A 15901-nucleotide genomic window follows, 5' to 3' on the forward strand; every position below is an offset into this window, starting at 1 on the left:
GGAAAATGGATAATTTATGATGAAACTCAGCAAGCTGAGTTTCTGAATTTTTTTACTAGTGATTTGGAACAAATTACATCCATAATTATGCATTACGCATCATTAATTATTAATTAAAAGGTGGTGTTTTATATGGAAAAAAAATTTGCTCATTTACATCTTCACACCGAATATAGTTTACTTGATGCTTCTGGAAAGATTAAGAAGGTAATAAGTAAAGCAAAAGAGTTAGGAATGGATAGTATTGCTATTACTGATCATGGTGTTATGTATGGATGTGTAGCTTTTTATAAAGAAGCTGTAGAACAAGGTATTAAGCCTATTCTTGGTTGCGAAATTTATGTTGCTGCAAAGTCTATGGATATAAAATTAGCTGATAAAGAAAATAGTACTCACCACCTAGTTTTATTAGTTAAAAATGAAGAAGGATATGAGAATTTAATGGAAATTGTATCTGAAGCTTCAATTAGAGGATTTTATTATAAACCAAGGGTTGATCATGATTTTTTAAGAGCGCATAGTAAAGGTCTTATAGCTTTAAGTGCATGTTTAGGTGGTGAGGTTCAGCATTGGCATCTAAAGGATAATTATGAGAAGGCTAAAGAAGTAGCTCTTTTATATAATGATATTTTTAAAGAAGGATTTTATTTAGAAATACAAAATCATGGTATGGATGAGCAAAGGAAGGTTACAGAGGCTAACATCAAATTATCAAAGGAAACAGGAATACCTTTAGTTGCAACTAATGATGTTCACTACATAAATCAAAGAGATTCAGCATCTCATGATATTCTAATGTGTATCCAAACTGGAAAAACAATAGAGGATCAAAATAGAAGAAGATATCCATCAGATCAGTTTTACTTAAAATCACCAGAAGAAATGTGGGATATGTTTTCTTATATTCCAGAAGCATTAGAAAATACTATAAAGATAGCAGAAGAATGTAATTTTGATTATGAGTTTCATGTTTCAAAATTACCTAAATTCCCATTACCAGAAGGGGTAGAGCCTTATGTTTACTTGAGAAATCTTTGTTATTTAGGTTTAATTGAAAGATATGATGTATTTAAGGAATGTTTAAACAAACCATTAAATGTTGAAGAACTTGTGGATTATTATAAAGAAAATGAAGAAGCTTGTGGATATATAGAAAGATTAGAATATGAATTATCAGTAATTAAGCAAATGGGATATGTAGATTATTTCTTAATTACTTGGGATTTTATAAGATTTTCTAATGAAAATGGAATTCCAACAGGACCTGGTCGTGGATCTGCGGCAGGTTCAATAGTTGCATATACATTAGGAATAACTAAGATAGATCCAATAAAATATAGCTTACTTTTTGAAAGATTTTTAAATCCTGAAAGAGTAAGTATGCCAGATATAGACTCTGACTTCTGTTATGAAAGAAGACAGGAAGTTATAGATTATGTTGTTGATAAATATGGAGTTAATAATGTATCACAAATTATAACTTTTGGTACTATGGCCCCTAGAGCATGTATTAGAGATGTTGGAAGAGCTATGAATTACTCTTATGCAGAGGTGGATAGAATTGCTAAGATGATTCCAACTATGCTAGGAATAACTATAGACAAAGCTTTAGAAATAAATCCAGAACTTAAAGCTGCTTATAATAGTGAAGAAAGAGTAAAAAGTCTAATAGATGTTAGTAAGGATTTAGAAGGACTTCCGAGACACTCATCGACACATGCTGCAGGAGTAGTAATATCTTCAAAACCTTTAGTTGAATATGTACCACTTCAAAAAAATGAAGATTCTATAGTTGCACAGTTTGATATGACAACTTTGGAGGAATTAGGATTACTTAAAATGGATTTCCTTGGCTTAAGAACATTAACTGTTATGAATGATGCAGTTAAGATGATTAAAGAGAACCAAGGGGTAGATATAAATTTAGATAAGATAAATTTTGAAGATAAAGATGTTTATAAAATGATTGGTGAAGGAAAGACAGCAGGTGTTTTCCAATTAGAATCACCAGGTATGACATCATTTATGAAGGAGTTAAAACCAGACTGCTTAGAAGATATAATAGCAGGTATATCTCTTTATAGACCAGGACCAATGGCTGAAATTCCGAGATATGTAGAGTGTAAGCAAAATCCAGATAAGGTTGAATATGTAGCTCCAGAACTAGAAGATATACTTAACGTTACTTATGGAGTTATGGTGTATCAAGAGCAAGTAATGGAAATAGTAAGAAAACTTGCTGGATACTCTATGGGAAGAAGTGACCTTGTAAGAAGAGCAATGTCAAAGAAAAAACACAAGGTTATGGAAGAGGAGCGTAAAAACTTCATTTATGGTGTATTAGATGAGGATGGTAATATAGAGGTTCCAGGATGTAAAAGAAATGGAATTTCAGAAGAAGCTGCAAATAAGATTTTTGATCAAATGATGGACTTTGCAAGTTATGCATTTAATAAGTCCCATGCAGCAGCCTATGCAGTTATAGGATATCAAACAGCATTTTTAATGAAGTACTATCCAGCAGAAACTATAGCAGCTATGCTTAATTCTGTTATGGGAACAAGTGAAAAAGTAGCTCATTACATTGCTTTTGCTGAAAGTTTAGGAATTCAAGTACTTCCACCTGATATAAATGAAAGTTATTCAAAGTTTACTGTTAAAGGTAATAAGATAAGATTTGGTTTAGCAGCTATAAAGAATGTAGGTTATAACGTTGTTGAAACCATAGTAGAATCTAGAAATAATAAAGGGGCTTTTGAATCAATAATAGATTTTATTAACAAAATTGATTTATCATCAGTTAACAAAAGATCTATTGAAAGTTTAATTAAGGCTGGAGCTTTAGATTGCTTTAAAATCTTTAGATCAAGGCTGTTGGCAGTATATGAGAAGTTGATGGATGGAGTTGCTAATGAAAAAAAGAGAAACATAGATGGTCAAATTAGCTTATTTGGGTTAGAAGAGGAATTAGAGCTTCCTGAAGTTAATTATCCAAACATAAAAGAGTTTGCAAAGAAAAATTTATTAGCAATGGAAAAAGAAATGACGGGTTTATACCTATCAGGTCATCCACTAGATGAGTATGCAGATAGTTTAAAAGTTCAAACATCTACTAATATAGATAAGGTATATAAATCTTATGAAATAATTAAAGAAACTTTTAATCCAAGTGATTTACCTGATGATATAATTCACGATGAAGAGAGAGTAATACTTGGGGGAATAATTGCTGAGTATAATCAAAAAATAACTAGAAATAATACTATGATGGCATTTTTAAAACTTGAAGACTTGACAGGTATTATTGAAGTTATAGTATTCCCAAAGACTTTAGATAAGGTAAGAGAAGGATTAAAAGAGGATGCCCTAGTAGTTATTAAAGGGAGAATAAGCATTAAAGAAGATGAGCTTCCAAAGTTAATTTGTGAAAGTATAGAGCCTTTAGAAAAAATTAATACATCTAAAGTTTATATTAGAGCTAAGGATATAAATAACGGAAAGGCATTAATGAAAGAGTTAAGAATGATGCCAGATGAGTATAGAGGAGATACCACAGTATATTTATTTACAGAAAGTGATAGAAAAAATTATAGAATGCCAAAGGATATCTGGGTAAATTTAGAATCAGATGTAATAAATTACTTTAAAGAAATTACTGGAGAAGAAAATGTAAAAGTAGTTGAATAATGAAATGAAGTTTGCAGATGCATACTATTAAGAGGTATAGTATTTGTAGACTTCATTACTTTGTTATTTTTTATAAATTGGAGTTTTTACTTTAATTTAATAGAAATTTAAGTATTTATATTAAAAAGGTAAATAAATTAATAAAAAATTAAATGAAAAAATTTACAAAAGATAAATGAGAAAAAATTTTTAATAAATATATAAATCATATTAAATTAGGTTATAATATAAGTTATAGGGTATAAAAAAGTCGATAAAAATCGTAATATTGTATTGATTTTAGTTGCATAAACTTAAGGAAGCAAGTAAAATAAAAAAAGGTGATAAATTAGTAAAACTAATTAATGTGGTAAAAATTTTAAATTATTATAGTAAATAAAAATGGATAATTCCACAGGAAGTGGGACAACCTTTGTCCCGGTGGTGTTAAGGAGGAAACAACATGAAAAAAATAGCTATTTTAACTAGTGGTGGAGATGCTCCAGGAATGAACGCAGCAATAAGAGCCGTTGTAAGAACTGCTTTACATCATGGTATTGAAGTAATGGGCGTTCAAAGAGGATATAGTGGTTTAATTAATGGAGAATTATTTACTATGGATAGATCATCTGTTTCAGATATCATTCATAGAGGAGGAACTATCCTAAGAACTGCTAGATGTCTTGAATTTAAAAAGGAAGAAGTAAGAGTTAATGCTACTAAAATATTAAAAGCTTATGGCGTAGATGCTTTAGTAGTAATTGGTGGAGATGGCTCATTTACAGGAGCTAAACTTTTATCAAAGTTAGGTGTTAAAACTGTAGGTTTACCAGGAACTATAGACAATGATTTAACTTATACTGATTTTACAATTGGATTTGATACAGCTTTAAATACAGTAATAGATGCAATAGATAAAATTAGAGATACATCAACTTCTCATGAAAGAGTTTCAATAATAGAAGTTATGGGAAGAGATTGTGGAGATCTAGCTTTATATGCAGGTATTGCAGGTGGAGCTGAGTATATAATTACACCAGAAAAGGGATTCTCTAAGGAAGAACTTTGTAAAGTAATTTTAGAAGGAAAGCAAAAGGGTAAAATCCATAACCTAGTATTATTAGCAGAAGGTGTTGGTGGAGCTCAAGAATTAGCTGAATATGTTGAAGGAGTTACTGGAATTGAAACTAGAGCAACAGTTTTAGGTCATATTCAAAGAGGTGGTAGCCCAACAGCAACAGATAGAATTTTAGCTTCTAAAATGGGATCTAAAGCAGTTGAAGTTCTTTTAGAAGGAAAAACTTCAAGAGTAATAGGAATTAAAAATAATGAGATAATCGATCAAGATATAGATGAAGCATTAGCATTAGATAGAAAATTTGATGAAAAATTATTTGAAATAGCAAACGAGATTTCATCTTAGATTATAAATCTTTGATTTATTACTCAAAATATATATGACTATTTTAAGTCAAAATTAATATTTAAAAATATTATATTTAATTAAAGGAGTGTTATTACATGAGAAAAACTAAGATGATTTGTACTATAGGTCCAGCCAGTGAAAATCCAGAAATACTATCAAAAATAATTGAAGCAGGAATGAACGCATCAAGACATAACTTTTCACATGGAGATCATGCAGAACATGCAGAAAGAATAAACTTAGTAAAAGACTTAGCTAAGAAACATAATAGAGAAATAGCTATAATGTTAGATACTAAGGGACCTGAAATTAGAACTGGAAAGTTCGAACCTAAGAAGGTTGAATTAAAATCAGGTAGTGATTTTGTTATATATGCAGGTGGAGATGTTGTAGGAGATACAACTCAATGTACAGTAACTTATGAAGGATTAGCAAATGACGTAAAAACTGGAGATACTATATTAATAGATGATGGTCTAGTTGGATTAAAAGTTGAATCAGTTGAAGGAAACAAAATAAACTGTAAGGTTATGAATACAGGTTTTGTTGGAACTCATAAGGGAGTTAATGTTCCAGGAGTATCAATTAAATTACCTGCTTTAACTGAAAAAGATATAGCAGACTTAAAATTTGGATGTGAAATAGGAGTTAACCTAGTTGCAGCATCATTCATAAGAAAATCAGCTGACGTTGAAGCTATAAGAAAAGTTTTAGTTGAAAATGGTGGAGAGCATATTCAAATATTCTCAAAAATAGAAAACCAAGAAGGTGTTGATAATATAGATGCTATATTAGAAGCTTCAGATGGTATAATGGTTGCTAGAGGAGACCTAGGTGTTGAAATCCCAATGGAAAAACTTCCAGCAGTTCAAAAGATGATAATAGAAAAATGTAATAATGCAGGAAAGCCGGTTATAACTGCTACTCAAATGTTAGATTCTATGATAAGAAACCCAAGACCAACAAGAGCTGAAGTATCAGACGTAGCTAATGCTATATATGATGGAACTGATGCAATCATGTTATCAGGAGAATCAGCAAATGGAGATTGGCCAGTAGAAGCTGTTCAAACTATGGCTAAGATAGCTGTAGAAGCTGAAAAACAATTAGATTATGAAATAGCTATTTCAAAGGCTAAGAAGCATATACCTGCTATAGCAGGAGTTATTTCAAGAGCTGCTGCAAACGCTGCTAACGAATTAAAAGCTTCAGCTATAATTTCATCAACTCAAAGTGGAGCAACTGCAAGAAGATTATCTCAATGTAGACCAGATTGTCCAATAGTTGCTGTTACTCCAGATGAAAAAGTAGCTAAGAAATTAGCATTATGCTTTGGTGTTTATCCAGTTGTTTCTGGACAAATGCAATCAACTGATCATATGATGGAAGAATCAGTTAAAGTTGCAGAAGCTAATGGATTTGTTGCAAAGGGAGATACAGTAGTAATAGCTGCAGGTGTTCCAGTTGATAAAATTGGTGCAACTAATTTATTAAAGATTAGCGTAGTTGAATAATATATTATTAATTAATAGAAGCCTTTATGGCTTCTATTTTTTTAAAATTTATATAAGATCATACTCATATGATAATCAATATCATTAAAATATGATAAAGTGATAATTATGATATAAATTTGTGATAAAATAGTTTAAATTAAGATATAAAATAGATAATTAACAAAATGTTAATAAATATATTGATAAAAGTTAAGTTATAATGTATATTATGAAATGAATAATGTAATAATATTATTATGGAATTAAATGGCAACAAATTCTGAACTTAGGCATCGCTTTGATGCCGTTTTTTTTACCTAAAAATAAATACAGTGTTTATGAATCCACATCTTTTGTAATTTATATATTTTTATGCTATCATAAGATGAAACTTTAGAAATAATTAAATTTACAGGGTTTTAAGAGGTGAAAAATTTGGTTTTAAAAAACAATGAATATATATTGGATATAGTTAGTGTAGGATATGAAGGAGAAGGCATAGCAAAAATTGATGGCTATCCTATATTTATAGAAGGAGCAATTTTAGGGGAAAAAGTTAAAGCTTTAATAGTGAAAGTTAAGAAAAACTATGCCTATGGAAAACTAATAGAAATAATAGAGGCATCTGAAGAAAGAGTTGAACCAAAGTGTAGGGTATATAAAAGATGTGGTGGATGTACAGTTCAGCATATGAATTATAAAAAACAATTAGATTATAAATTCGAGAGAGTTAAGGATTGTATATCAAAAATAGGTGGATTAGATAGCTCATTAGTAAAATATCCTATAGGTATGGAAAAGCCAGAAAGATATAGAAATAAGGTTCAATTACCTGTTGGTATAGTAAAAGGAGAATTAAGTATAGGATTTTATGCTCCAAGAAGTCATAATATAATAAATCTAGATACTTGCTTAATTCAAGATGAAGTAGCAGATAAGGTTGCTAGTATTACGAGAAATTGGATGATAAAATTTAATATCTCAGCAGCTAGTATTGATGGAATCTTTAATAAAAATGGACTAATAAGACATGTAATGATTCGTAAAGGCTTTACTACAAATGAAGTTATGGTAGTGTTAGTATCAACTAAGAGAGAGATTCCAAATTTAGATGGATTCATAGAAGAAATTAAAGAAAATATAGATGGAATAAAAAGTATTATTTTAAATGTAAATAAAGAAAATACTAATGTAATATTAGGTCAAGAATGTATAACTCTATGGGGAGAAGATACAATAACAGATTACATAGATAACTTTAAGTTTAATATTTCTCCATTATCATTTTTCCAAGTAAATCCTGTACAAACAGAAAAGCTTTATTCAAAAGCTTTAGAATATGCAGAGTTAACAGGTGAAGAAACAGTATTCGATGCCTACTGTGGAACTGGAACTATAACATTATTCTTATCTCAGAAAGCAAAGAAGGTATATGGGGTAGAAATAATAGAGCCAGCAATAATTAATGCAAGAGAAAATGCAAGGATAAATAATATAGAAAATGCAGAATTCTTTGTAGGAAAATCAGAAGAAGTAATACCAGAATTAATTGAAAAAGGTATTGCACCAGAAGTTATAGTAGTAGATCCACCAAGAAAGGGATGCGATATAAAACTTTTAGACGCAATAGGAAAAGCAAAACCTAAAAAGGTAGTTTACGTTTCTTGTGATCCTAGTACTTTAGCAAGAGATTTAAAGATATTAGAGGAAAAAGGTTATAAAACAGAAAAAGTACAGCCAGTTGATATGTTCCCACATACAAGTCATGTGGAGACGGTAGTATTGATGTCAAGGAAATAATTAAAAATAGCTAGAAAAGCCTGCAAATAAGACATTTTAAAGGATTAGTGTTATTTTAAAAAGTGGTACCTATGTCAAGGACATTTTAAAAAAGAGAGTTAAGAAGCTAAAAGCTGATTTCTGTATTTAACAGGAGTCAGCTTTTTTAAGTTCCACTGACAACGGTCATTATTATAACAATCAATGTAATCATCTATGATTAATTATAGTTCTTCTAAACTCGAGCAAGATTTATAATCAATTTCATCTTTCATATGTCCCAAAAATGATTCTTGTGGTGCATTATCCCAGCAATTTCCGCGTCTGGACATAGATTGTCCAAGCTTTTTGGATTTCAAAAGTTTTTGAAATGTCGGACTTGTATAATGGCTACCTTGATCTGAATGAATAAAAGCGTCTTTAGCAAGTTTTACATTAGGATTTATCATTAATTTATGTATTGTATTTGTAGCAATATCTAAAGTTATTCTATCTGATAAATTATAAGCTAATATTTCATTTGTTGATGCATCTTTTATGGTCGACAAATAGGCCGTATTAGAATTTGAATATGGCAAATATGTGATATCTGTAAGTAATACTTTACCTGGTATATCTTGTTTGAAATTCCTATTAAGCAAGTTCGGAACTACAGTATGCTCCTTTGTAGCTTTCGCTATACATTTATAAGGATTAGGTTTTCTAATTGGACAAACTATATTAAATTTTCTCATTATTCTTTGTATACGCTTCCTACTATAGTTAATATCAAATTTTTCTTTCAATGTCATTTTAATAGACCTTGATCCTTTTTTATAACCTCTATAATTGAAAGCTTTCAAAACATTATTTTTAATTATCTCATCTTGTTTTTCACGTTTTCTACGATTATTTTTAGATTTCAAATAATTATAATAACCGGAACGTGAAACTTCTGCTACGTTGCATAGCTGTTTAATTACATTATTTAAAGATAGTTTCTTAACTATAGATTCTATTAGTATAAATGCTTGTGCTGCTACTAATTTACCTTTTTTCACCTGCCTTTCGCGCAGCTCTAATTTTTTTAGTAATTCTACCTCCGCCTTTAAATATTCAATTTCAGCATTTTGCTTTGCTATTATTTCATCTTTAGTGATTTTACGCTGACGCGGACGCCCACTATTATTCCTTCTAGTATCGTCTAAACCTAATACTCCATTTTCTTTATATGCTTTTCTCCATCTAGCCCCTGCGCAGTCTATACGTGGTATTCCGATAACATCAACATCAAATCCAGCTTCCTCAAAAATAACTCTTGAAGTCTTTCCTTTACTGTATTCAGCGATAAAATGTATCTTAAATTCATTAGTATATGTTATTGCTTTATCACTTACTTTAAGAACATATTTATTCTTTGATAACTTATCTATTTCATAATTTGAGAATCTTATTTTACTCATAACTAATTCACCTCATAAATTTATTGTACAAAAAAAGAACCTATATAGATAGACTCTCTTTTATAAGTGTCTATCTTATAGGTTCCATTTTAGATGGGACTCCTGTCTTTTTATTGTTCATGGAACAGAAAAGTTACTGAAATCACATCTATGATTCTATTATTTCTTATTGTTACGTGGTATAATAAATTATCTTATTTGTGTAATTTACTTAAAAGGTGAGGTGGAACTTGTGATAAAGAATAATTTTGAAATTGATGTGAAAGTAAAATGTATGGAAGAAGGTCTTACACAAGTACAGTTGGCTGAAAAGGTTGGCACTTCGGCTCCATATGTTAATAGAATTATTAAGAATTCAGAGGGGATAATAAATAAAACTTTTGTATCTATGATGGAAGAACTAGGATATGACATAGAACTTACATACGTGAAACGTTGTTAGGAGGTGGTGTTATGCCAAATATATTAGTCATTGAAGATGATGCGAATGTAAATCGAGGGATAGCTTTTTCTTTGGAAAAATCAGGAAATGTTGTGTTTTCAGCTGAAACAATAAAGTCCGCAGAAGAGATTGCCATTGCTAATAAGATTGATCTTGTTATTTGTGATATTAATCTTCCGGATGGAAATGGATTGGACTTTGTAAAATGGATGAGAAAACAATACAGAACATATATCATTTGCCTTACAGCTTTAGATCAAGAGATAAGCCAAGTAATGGGGTATGAAGCTGGAGCTGACGATTATATCACGAAGCCGTTCAGCCTATCGGTACTTCTATTGAAAATTGAAGCTTATTTCAACCGTGTTAGAAATAGCAATAAAGAGAAAGAAATAACTTCAAAGGATATTCGAGTACTATCCAGGGAAATGAAAGTCTGGGTTAGAGAACAAGAAGTGTTGTTGACAAAAAATGAATGGAAAATGCTTTCTTTATTTTTAAGATACCCTAAACAGGTTTTATCCAAAAAGCAAATATTGGAAAATGTGTTTGATATTGACGGAGAGTTCGTTGATGAAAATACGGTTGCTGTAAATATTCGCAGACTTCGTGAAAAAATCGAAGAAGATCCAGCAAAGCCAATATATCTGAAAAATATACGTGGACTTGGTTATATATGGAATCAGGAGGTTGGTTAAGCTGGTGAATAAGTTAAAACACAAAAAGCAGCAGATTTTATGGTTGATATTTATAATCACCATAGCCTATGTTTTCAGTAACGGTTTAACAACATGGGTTTATTATAGCAATTACAATACAAGCATGAGTATTTTGGCAGAGGTGGCCACAAAATCCGGACAAGATGGAATTGATATTGTGGCAGATATTCTGAAAGATAATGGCATGAGTTCAGCAGAACAGGGAAAGCAACTACTTGAGAAGTATGGTTATTGGAAAAACGGAAAGAATATTTTATATCAGCAGTTTATTAAAAATATTACAGTAACAGCGTGCAGCAATTTCTTTTTATTTGCATTGCTATTCTATTTGCTGTTGTTATGGTATAGAAAAGTTCAAAAAAGAGAAAAATCCAAGTTTTTACAGATTGAGAGTACGATTACAAGTTTTCGAGAGAACAATTTTGAAGTGGCATTAGAAATGGATAATGAGGATGAACAGGAAATAATTAATTATCAGCTTGATGCCCTTGGTCATTATTTGAAATTGTTGAAGGAAGAAGCCAGATTGGAGAAAGAAGGAACTAAAGAACTAGTTTCAGACATATCACATCAATTAAAAACTCCTGTTGCGGCATTAGATGCATGCTTCAGCGTGCTGCTTCGTGAGAACCTGAGTGAGGAAGAACAAAAGGAGTTCCGTGTTAGATGCAGAAGTGCATTAGATGGATTAGAGATTCTGCTACATTCTTTATTACAAATTTCCAAAATGGAAGCAGGATTAATTCAAGTCAATAGAAAAATGCTCCCAATAATGGAAACAATAGTTAGCGCTGTAAATCGGGTCTATCCTAACGCAGCTTCAAAGGAAATTGAGTTTGTGTTTGACTATGATGAAGCATTAGAAAACTATGAAATTATGCAGGATAAAAAATGGCTGAGTGAAGCGATCATAAATGTTCTTGATAATGCAATTAAATACAGTCCGGCTAATTCGGAAATATTTGTCAGACTACAAAGACGAACAGGATTTACAAGAATTGAAATTGAAGACCAAGGAATCGGAATACCAAAGAAAGAATATCATAAAATATTCCAACGCTTTTTTAGAGGTTCCTTGTCTGAGGTTAATGAAGAAAATGGGTCTGGAATTGGATTATTTCTTTCGAGAGAGATTATTGAACAGCATGGTGGTACAATAACAGTGTCCTCTAATTTTGAAAGGAAAATGGAATTAAACAGGAAGTCTGGCAGTATTTTTATCATTCAACTGCCAGATTATGCTTCATAGATGGTGAGTAGAAGTCTTACAAAACTGTAAGACTTCTACTCATTTTTTGAAAGTGAAATGAAAGATACATTTGATAAGATACAGTAGAAAATAAAAATATGGAGGTCACTTTAATGAGCGTGATATTAGAAACAAATCAGCTATGCAAGTTTTATGGAACTAATGAAAATAGAGTAAAGGCTGTAAACAATGTAAATATTCAAATTAACCAGGGAGAGTTTGTTGCAATTGTAGGAAAGTCCGGATCTGGCAAAAGCACACTGCTTCATATGCTGGGGGGACTTGATACACCGACAAAAGGAAAAGTAATTTTATCAGGAAAAGATATGTACCAGATGAATGAGGATAAGCTTGCGGTTTTCCGCAGAAAAAAAATCGGTTTTATCTTCCAAGCATTTAACTTGGTTTCCTCTATCAATGTTTGGGAAAACATCGTATTGCCGTTGGGACTTGATGGAAAGAAAGTTGATGAAGCGTATGTGAACGATATTATTACCACTTTAGGTATTGAAAACCGCATTCATAACCTGCCAAATACATTGTCTGGAGGACAGCAGCAGAGAGTGGCGATCGCAAGGGCACTGGTAACCAGACCGGAAATTCTGTTTGCGGATGAGCCAACTGGAAATCTCGACTCCAAAACAAGCGATGAAGTAATCGCTCTGTTGAAGATGACTGCAAAAAAATACGGACAGACCATTGTGATGATTACCCATGATGATGAAATCGCACAGGTTGCAGACCGCATTTTAATCATTGAAGATGGACAGGTGGTGGACTTTCGATGAGAATAATTAGCAAAATCTCATACAGCAACGATAAAAAGAACAAAACAAGAAGTATCCTAATTATGGTTGCTATCTGTTTAACGACTATGCTGCTTGCGATTATTAGTACAATCGGAAATGGGGCTATCCGTCTACAACGAGAAAATGCAGCAGAAACTTACGGAAGTAACTATGGGCTGTTCCTGTCCGTAGACGATGAGCAGTTGCAGGAAATTAAGCGACGATCTGAAATAGATACGATTGGTATTATGTGTACGGCAGGTGTCTTAAAAGGAAATGAAAAAGGCGGTTTTGTCAGCGCAGATAATACTGTTATGGAAATGCTTCCTTATAACCAGGAATATAATTTAGAGGAAGGTTCTTATCCGAAAGGAAAACAGGACATTGCCGCAAGCAAGACTTTCTTTCAATCACAAGGTTATAGCAATGTAAAAATTGGGGATACCGTAACCCTTGACTACCGTTCTGGTAAGAAAGACGAATATGGAATGCAGAAATTTGTTGTAAGTGGTATCCTCTTTGATCGAGAGGAATATAGTATCGAGTCTTCTTATGTGGTTTTTTGCTCTTCCGAATTTTACAATAGCCAGTTCGCTGAAAATGAGCGAGAATACAATGTCTATTTCACATTGAGTGACGCTGTGAATGTTTCCATGAATAATGTTGACTCCGTACTTACGAAACTTGCGAATTCCTGTGGAATTGATAAAAGAAATTTGATTGTAAATGATTATTATCTGTCATGGACATTAGAACCGAGCTATGAAATGATTGCAGTATGTGGAATTCTAATTTTGGGAATAGTACTGTTCTCTGTCGTAGTAATCTACAATATATTCCAGGTTGGGATTGCTCAGAAAATACAAGAATACGGTAAAATCAAGGCGTTAGGTGCAACAAAAAAGCAAATGAAACAGTTAATCTTTTGGGAAGGAATGTTTCTTTCATTATTGTCGATCCCCGTTGGATTGGTATTGGGATTTTTTGTAGCAAAGGGAAGTTTTAGTTGGCTGATTGAGCAAGGTAACCAGGTATCTTCGGGAATGAAGAATAATCAAGTTCCATTATTCTCAATCACAATGATGTTGATTAGTGTGATTGTTTCCTTGCTTACGGTTATGTTGGCACTGCGAAAGCCGATGAAAATTGTTTCAAAAATATCGCCGATAGAAGCAACCAGGTATTTGGAGAATTCTACGAAGAAAAATCAAGGAATGCGAAAAGGAAAGAGAAATGTATCAGTCTTTTCAATGGCAATGGCAAATGTTACGGGCAATAAGAAAAGATCAATCGGTACAATTCTCACGATGGGATTATCCTGTGTGTTATTTGTAATAATTTCAAATTTTGTGGGTAATATTGATACCGAATATGAAGCAAGGCGAGGTTTGAACCACGGACAATTTGAATTAAAACTTGATTATTCGCTTGAATGGGATGAAGCATATCCCGAAAACAATTTGGACTCTATTCTTAGGAATAACCCCTTGAATGATACGCTTATTAAGGAAATCAAGAATGTTCCAGGTGTAACAAATGTGCAGACCAGAGAAGTTGCGGTTGCAAACATAAATGGTGTAAAGCAAGTTGTCGCTATCGTAAATAAAGAAGATTTTGAGAATATGCGTTATGAGGGCGATCTTGGTTCAATGAACTATGATGAAGCTGTAAAAAACGGAGATGTTTTCTTCGGTTGGTCTATGTGGATGGAGTCAGATGGATATTCGCTTAATGCTCCAGTTTCTTTTGAATTGGATAATGGAACAGAAAAATTGAATTATAGTGGAAAAATTGCGGGAGCATTTTCAAGTGCAGATACTTACCTTGTTATCCCAGAAGAAGTTTATCAGACAATGCAGCCGAATGGCTTATCTTATGGATATGTTTGGATTGACTGTGATGAAAATGATGTAGTTTCCGTTGAACAAAATGTAAGGAATCTGATTGCAGATACATCTTATGTCAGATTGAAAACATATCACGATGAGTTACAGACCGCTGAATTTGCAAGCAGAATGATGAAGCTTGGATGCTATCTGTTTATGGCGATTGTAGGATTGATTGGATTTATGAATTTAGCTAACACAATGATTATCAATATTACAACCAAAAAGCAGGAGTATGGAGTATTGCAGGCAGTAGGTATGACAAATAAGCAGTTGAACTTAGGCTTGCAGATACAAGGATTAGTTTTTACAATGGGAACAATATGCGTTGCCCTTGTTGTAGGCTTACCACTTGGTCATATGTTGTTTTCTTATGCGAAGCAGAATGGTATTTTTGGAATGAATGTATATTATATTCCAGTTGTGCCGATTTTAGTAATGGTGCTACTGGTTGGAATTTTACAGATCATTTTGTCTTGCATTTTGAGTAACAATCTGAAAAAAGAAACTTTGGTAGAAAGAATCCGTTACCAAGATTAGATTTGATAATAAACTATAATGGATTTTTGACTATGCTTGGTATAAAATAATATATGTAGATTGACCAGTTGTTCGTACGGGCAACTAGTTTTTTAGAAAAATGGCAGAGTGGATAAAGTCTTCGTACCGGTGTTTGTCAAGAGAGTTGTCGTATAAATTTTTCGAAAAAGTTATACTGATGACTCTTTTCAAATTTATTGTATTTTAGTAATAAATTTGAAGTTGATGTTTAAACGAATCTAACTTGAATCAATATACATAATTTTACATTAAATAATCTTTAGTTTGTCCTTGACTTCGTCAGTTGTATTTTATACATTAGAAGATAACCAAATAATCATTAAAAAGTCAGCTATCAGTATATGGTAAAAATGTAAATTAGGCAACTCATTTTTTTGATTCTGTTAGCCACTTTTTGGTTTCTTTCATTCTATAAGAATCTCCATTCATGTCTACCATATATGATTT

The 15901-nt window shown here is 31.9% G+C and carries 9 protein-coding genes and 1 pseudogene; 9 read left to right on the forward strand and 1 reads right to left on the reverse strand.

The window, feature by feature from the left end; translation table 11 throughout:
* The first annotated feature begins 132 nt into the window (after positions 1-132).
* The 4 genes from ACQPUY_RS16420 to rlmD all read left to right on the forward strand — a co-directional run bounded on the left by ACQPUY_RS16420 (position 133) and on the right by rlmD (position 8388).
* Positions 133-3687 carry a DNA polymerase III subunit alpha gene (locus ACQPUY_RS16420; RefSeq protein ID WP_430842920.1) on the forward strand — a complete coding sequence of 1185 codons (3555 nt, stop codon included), beginning with the start codon at positions 133-135 and terminating at the stop codon, positions 3685-3687.
* Positions 3688-4129: 442 nt separating this feature from the next.
* Entirely contained in the window at positions 4130-5089 is a 960-nt protein-coding gene (gene pfkA / locus ACQPUY_RS16425; protein WP_430842922.1) for a 6-phosphofructokinase, read from the forward strand.
* A gap of 98 nt (positions 5090-5187) precedes the next feature.
* Positions 5188-6606, forward strand: a complete 1419-nt coding sequence (pyk, locus tag ACQPUY_RS16430; RefSeq protein WP_430842924.1) for a pyruvate kinase — start codon at positions 5188-5190, stop codon at positions 6604-6606.
* Positions 6607-7023: 417 nt separating this feature from the next.
* The gene (gene rlmD / locus ACQPUY_RS16435) at positions 7024-8388 is read left to right on the forward strand and encodes a 23S rRNA (uracil(1939)-C(5))-methyltransferase RlmD (protein WP_430842926.1); all 1365 of its coding nucleotides are present in this window, start codon (positions 7024-7026) and stop codon (positions 8386-8388) included.
* Between the two features lie 98 nt (positions 8389-8486).
* Here rlmD and ACQPUY_RS16440 read toward each other — a convergent pair.
* A pseudogene (locus tag ACQPUY_RS16440) lies at positions 8487-9809 on the reverse strand (IS3 family transposase).
* A gap of 232 nt (positions 9810-10041) precedes the next feature.
* Between ACQPUY_RS16440 and ACQPUY_RS16445 the strand changes: the two are divergent.
* The 5 genes from ACQPUY_RS16445 to ACQPUY_RS16465 all read left to right on the forward strand — a co-directional run bounded on the left by ACQPUY_RS16445 (position 10042) and on the right by ACQPUY_RS16465 (position 15433).
* Entirely contained in the window at positions 10042-10251 is a 210-nt protein-coding gene (locus ACQPUY_RS16445; RefSeq protein WP_430842928.1) for a helix-turn-helix domain-containing protein, read from the forward strand.
* A gap of 11 nt (positions 10252-10262) precedes the next feature.
* Positions 10263-10949, forward strand: coding sequence for a response regulator transcription factor (locus ACQPUY_RS16450; RefSeq protein WP_430842930.1), 687 nt, complete (start codon positions 10263-10265; stop codon positions 10947-10949).
* A 4-nt stretch (positions 10950-10953) separates the two neighbouring features.
* Positions 10954-12219 carry a sensor histidine kinase gene (locus tag ACQPUY_RS16455; RefSeq protein ID WP_430842932.1) on the forward strand — a complete coding sequence of 422 codons (1266 nt, stop codon included), beginning with the start codon at positions 10954-10956 and terminating at the stop codon, positions 12217-12219.
* Positions 12220-12332: 113 nt separating this feature from the next.
* Positions 12333-13007, forward strand: coding sequence for an ABC transporter ATP-binding protein (locus tag ACQPUY_RS16460; RefSeq protein ID WP_430842934.1), 675 nt, complete (start codon positions 12333-12335; stop codon positions 13005-13007).
* The gene (locus ACQPUY_RS16465) at positions 13004-15433 is read left to right on the forward strand and encodes an ABC transporter permease (protein ID WP_430842936.1); all 2430 of its coding nucleotides are present in this window, start codon (positions 13004-13006) and stop codon (positions 15431-15433) included. The genes ACQPUY_RS16460 and ACQPUY_RS16465 overlap by 4 nt, the downstream gene beginning before the upstream one ends.
* The last annotated feature ends 468 nt before the right edge of the window (positions 15434-15901 follow it).

The organism is Clostridium nigeriense (assembly GCF_050585245.1).
Classification (GTDB): Bacteria; Bacillota; Clostridia; order Clostridiales; family Clostridiaceae; genus Clostridium; species Clostridium nigeriense_A.

Bases quoted from the DNA above. Each gene is read 5' to 3' on its own strand.
- ACQPUY_RS16420 (WP_430842920.1), top strand. From the start codon at position 133: ATGGAAAAAAAATTTGCTCATTTACATCTTCACACCGAATATAGTTTA.
- pfkA (WP_430842922.1), top strand. From the start codon at position 4,130: ATGAAAAAAATAGCTATTTTAACTAGTGGTGGAGATGCTCCAGGAATG.
- ACQPUY_RS16465 (WP_430842936.1), top strand. From the start codon at position 13,004: ATGAGAATAATTAGCAAAATCTCATACAGCAACGATAAAAAGAACAAA.
- pyk (WP_430842924.1), top strand. From the start codon at position 5,188: ATGAGAAAAACTAAGATGATTTGTACTATAGGTCCAGCCAGTGAAAAT.
- ACQPUY_RS16450 (WP_430842930.1), top strand. From the start codon at position 10,263: ATGCCAAATATATTAGTCATTGAAGATGATGCGAATGTAAATCGAGGG.
- ACQPUY_RS16460 (WP_430842934.1), top strand. From the start codon at position 12,333: ATGAGCGTGATATTAGAAACAAATCAGCTATGCAAGTTTTATGGAACT.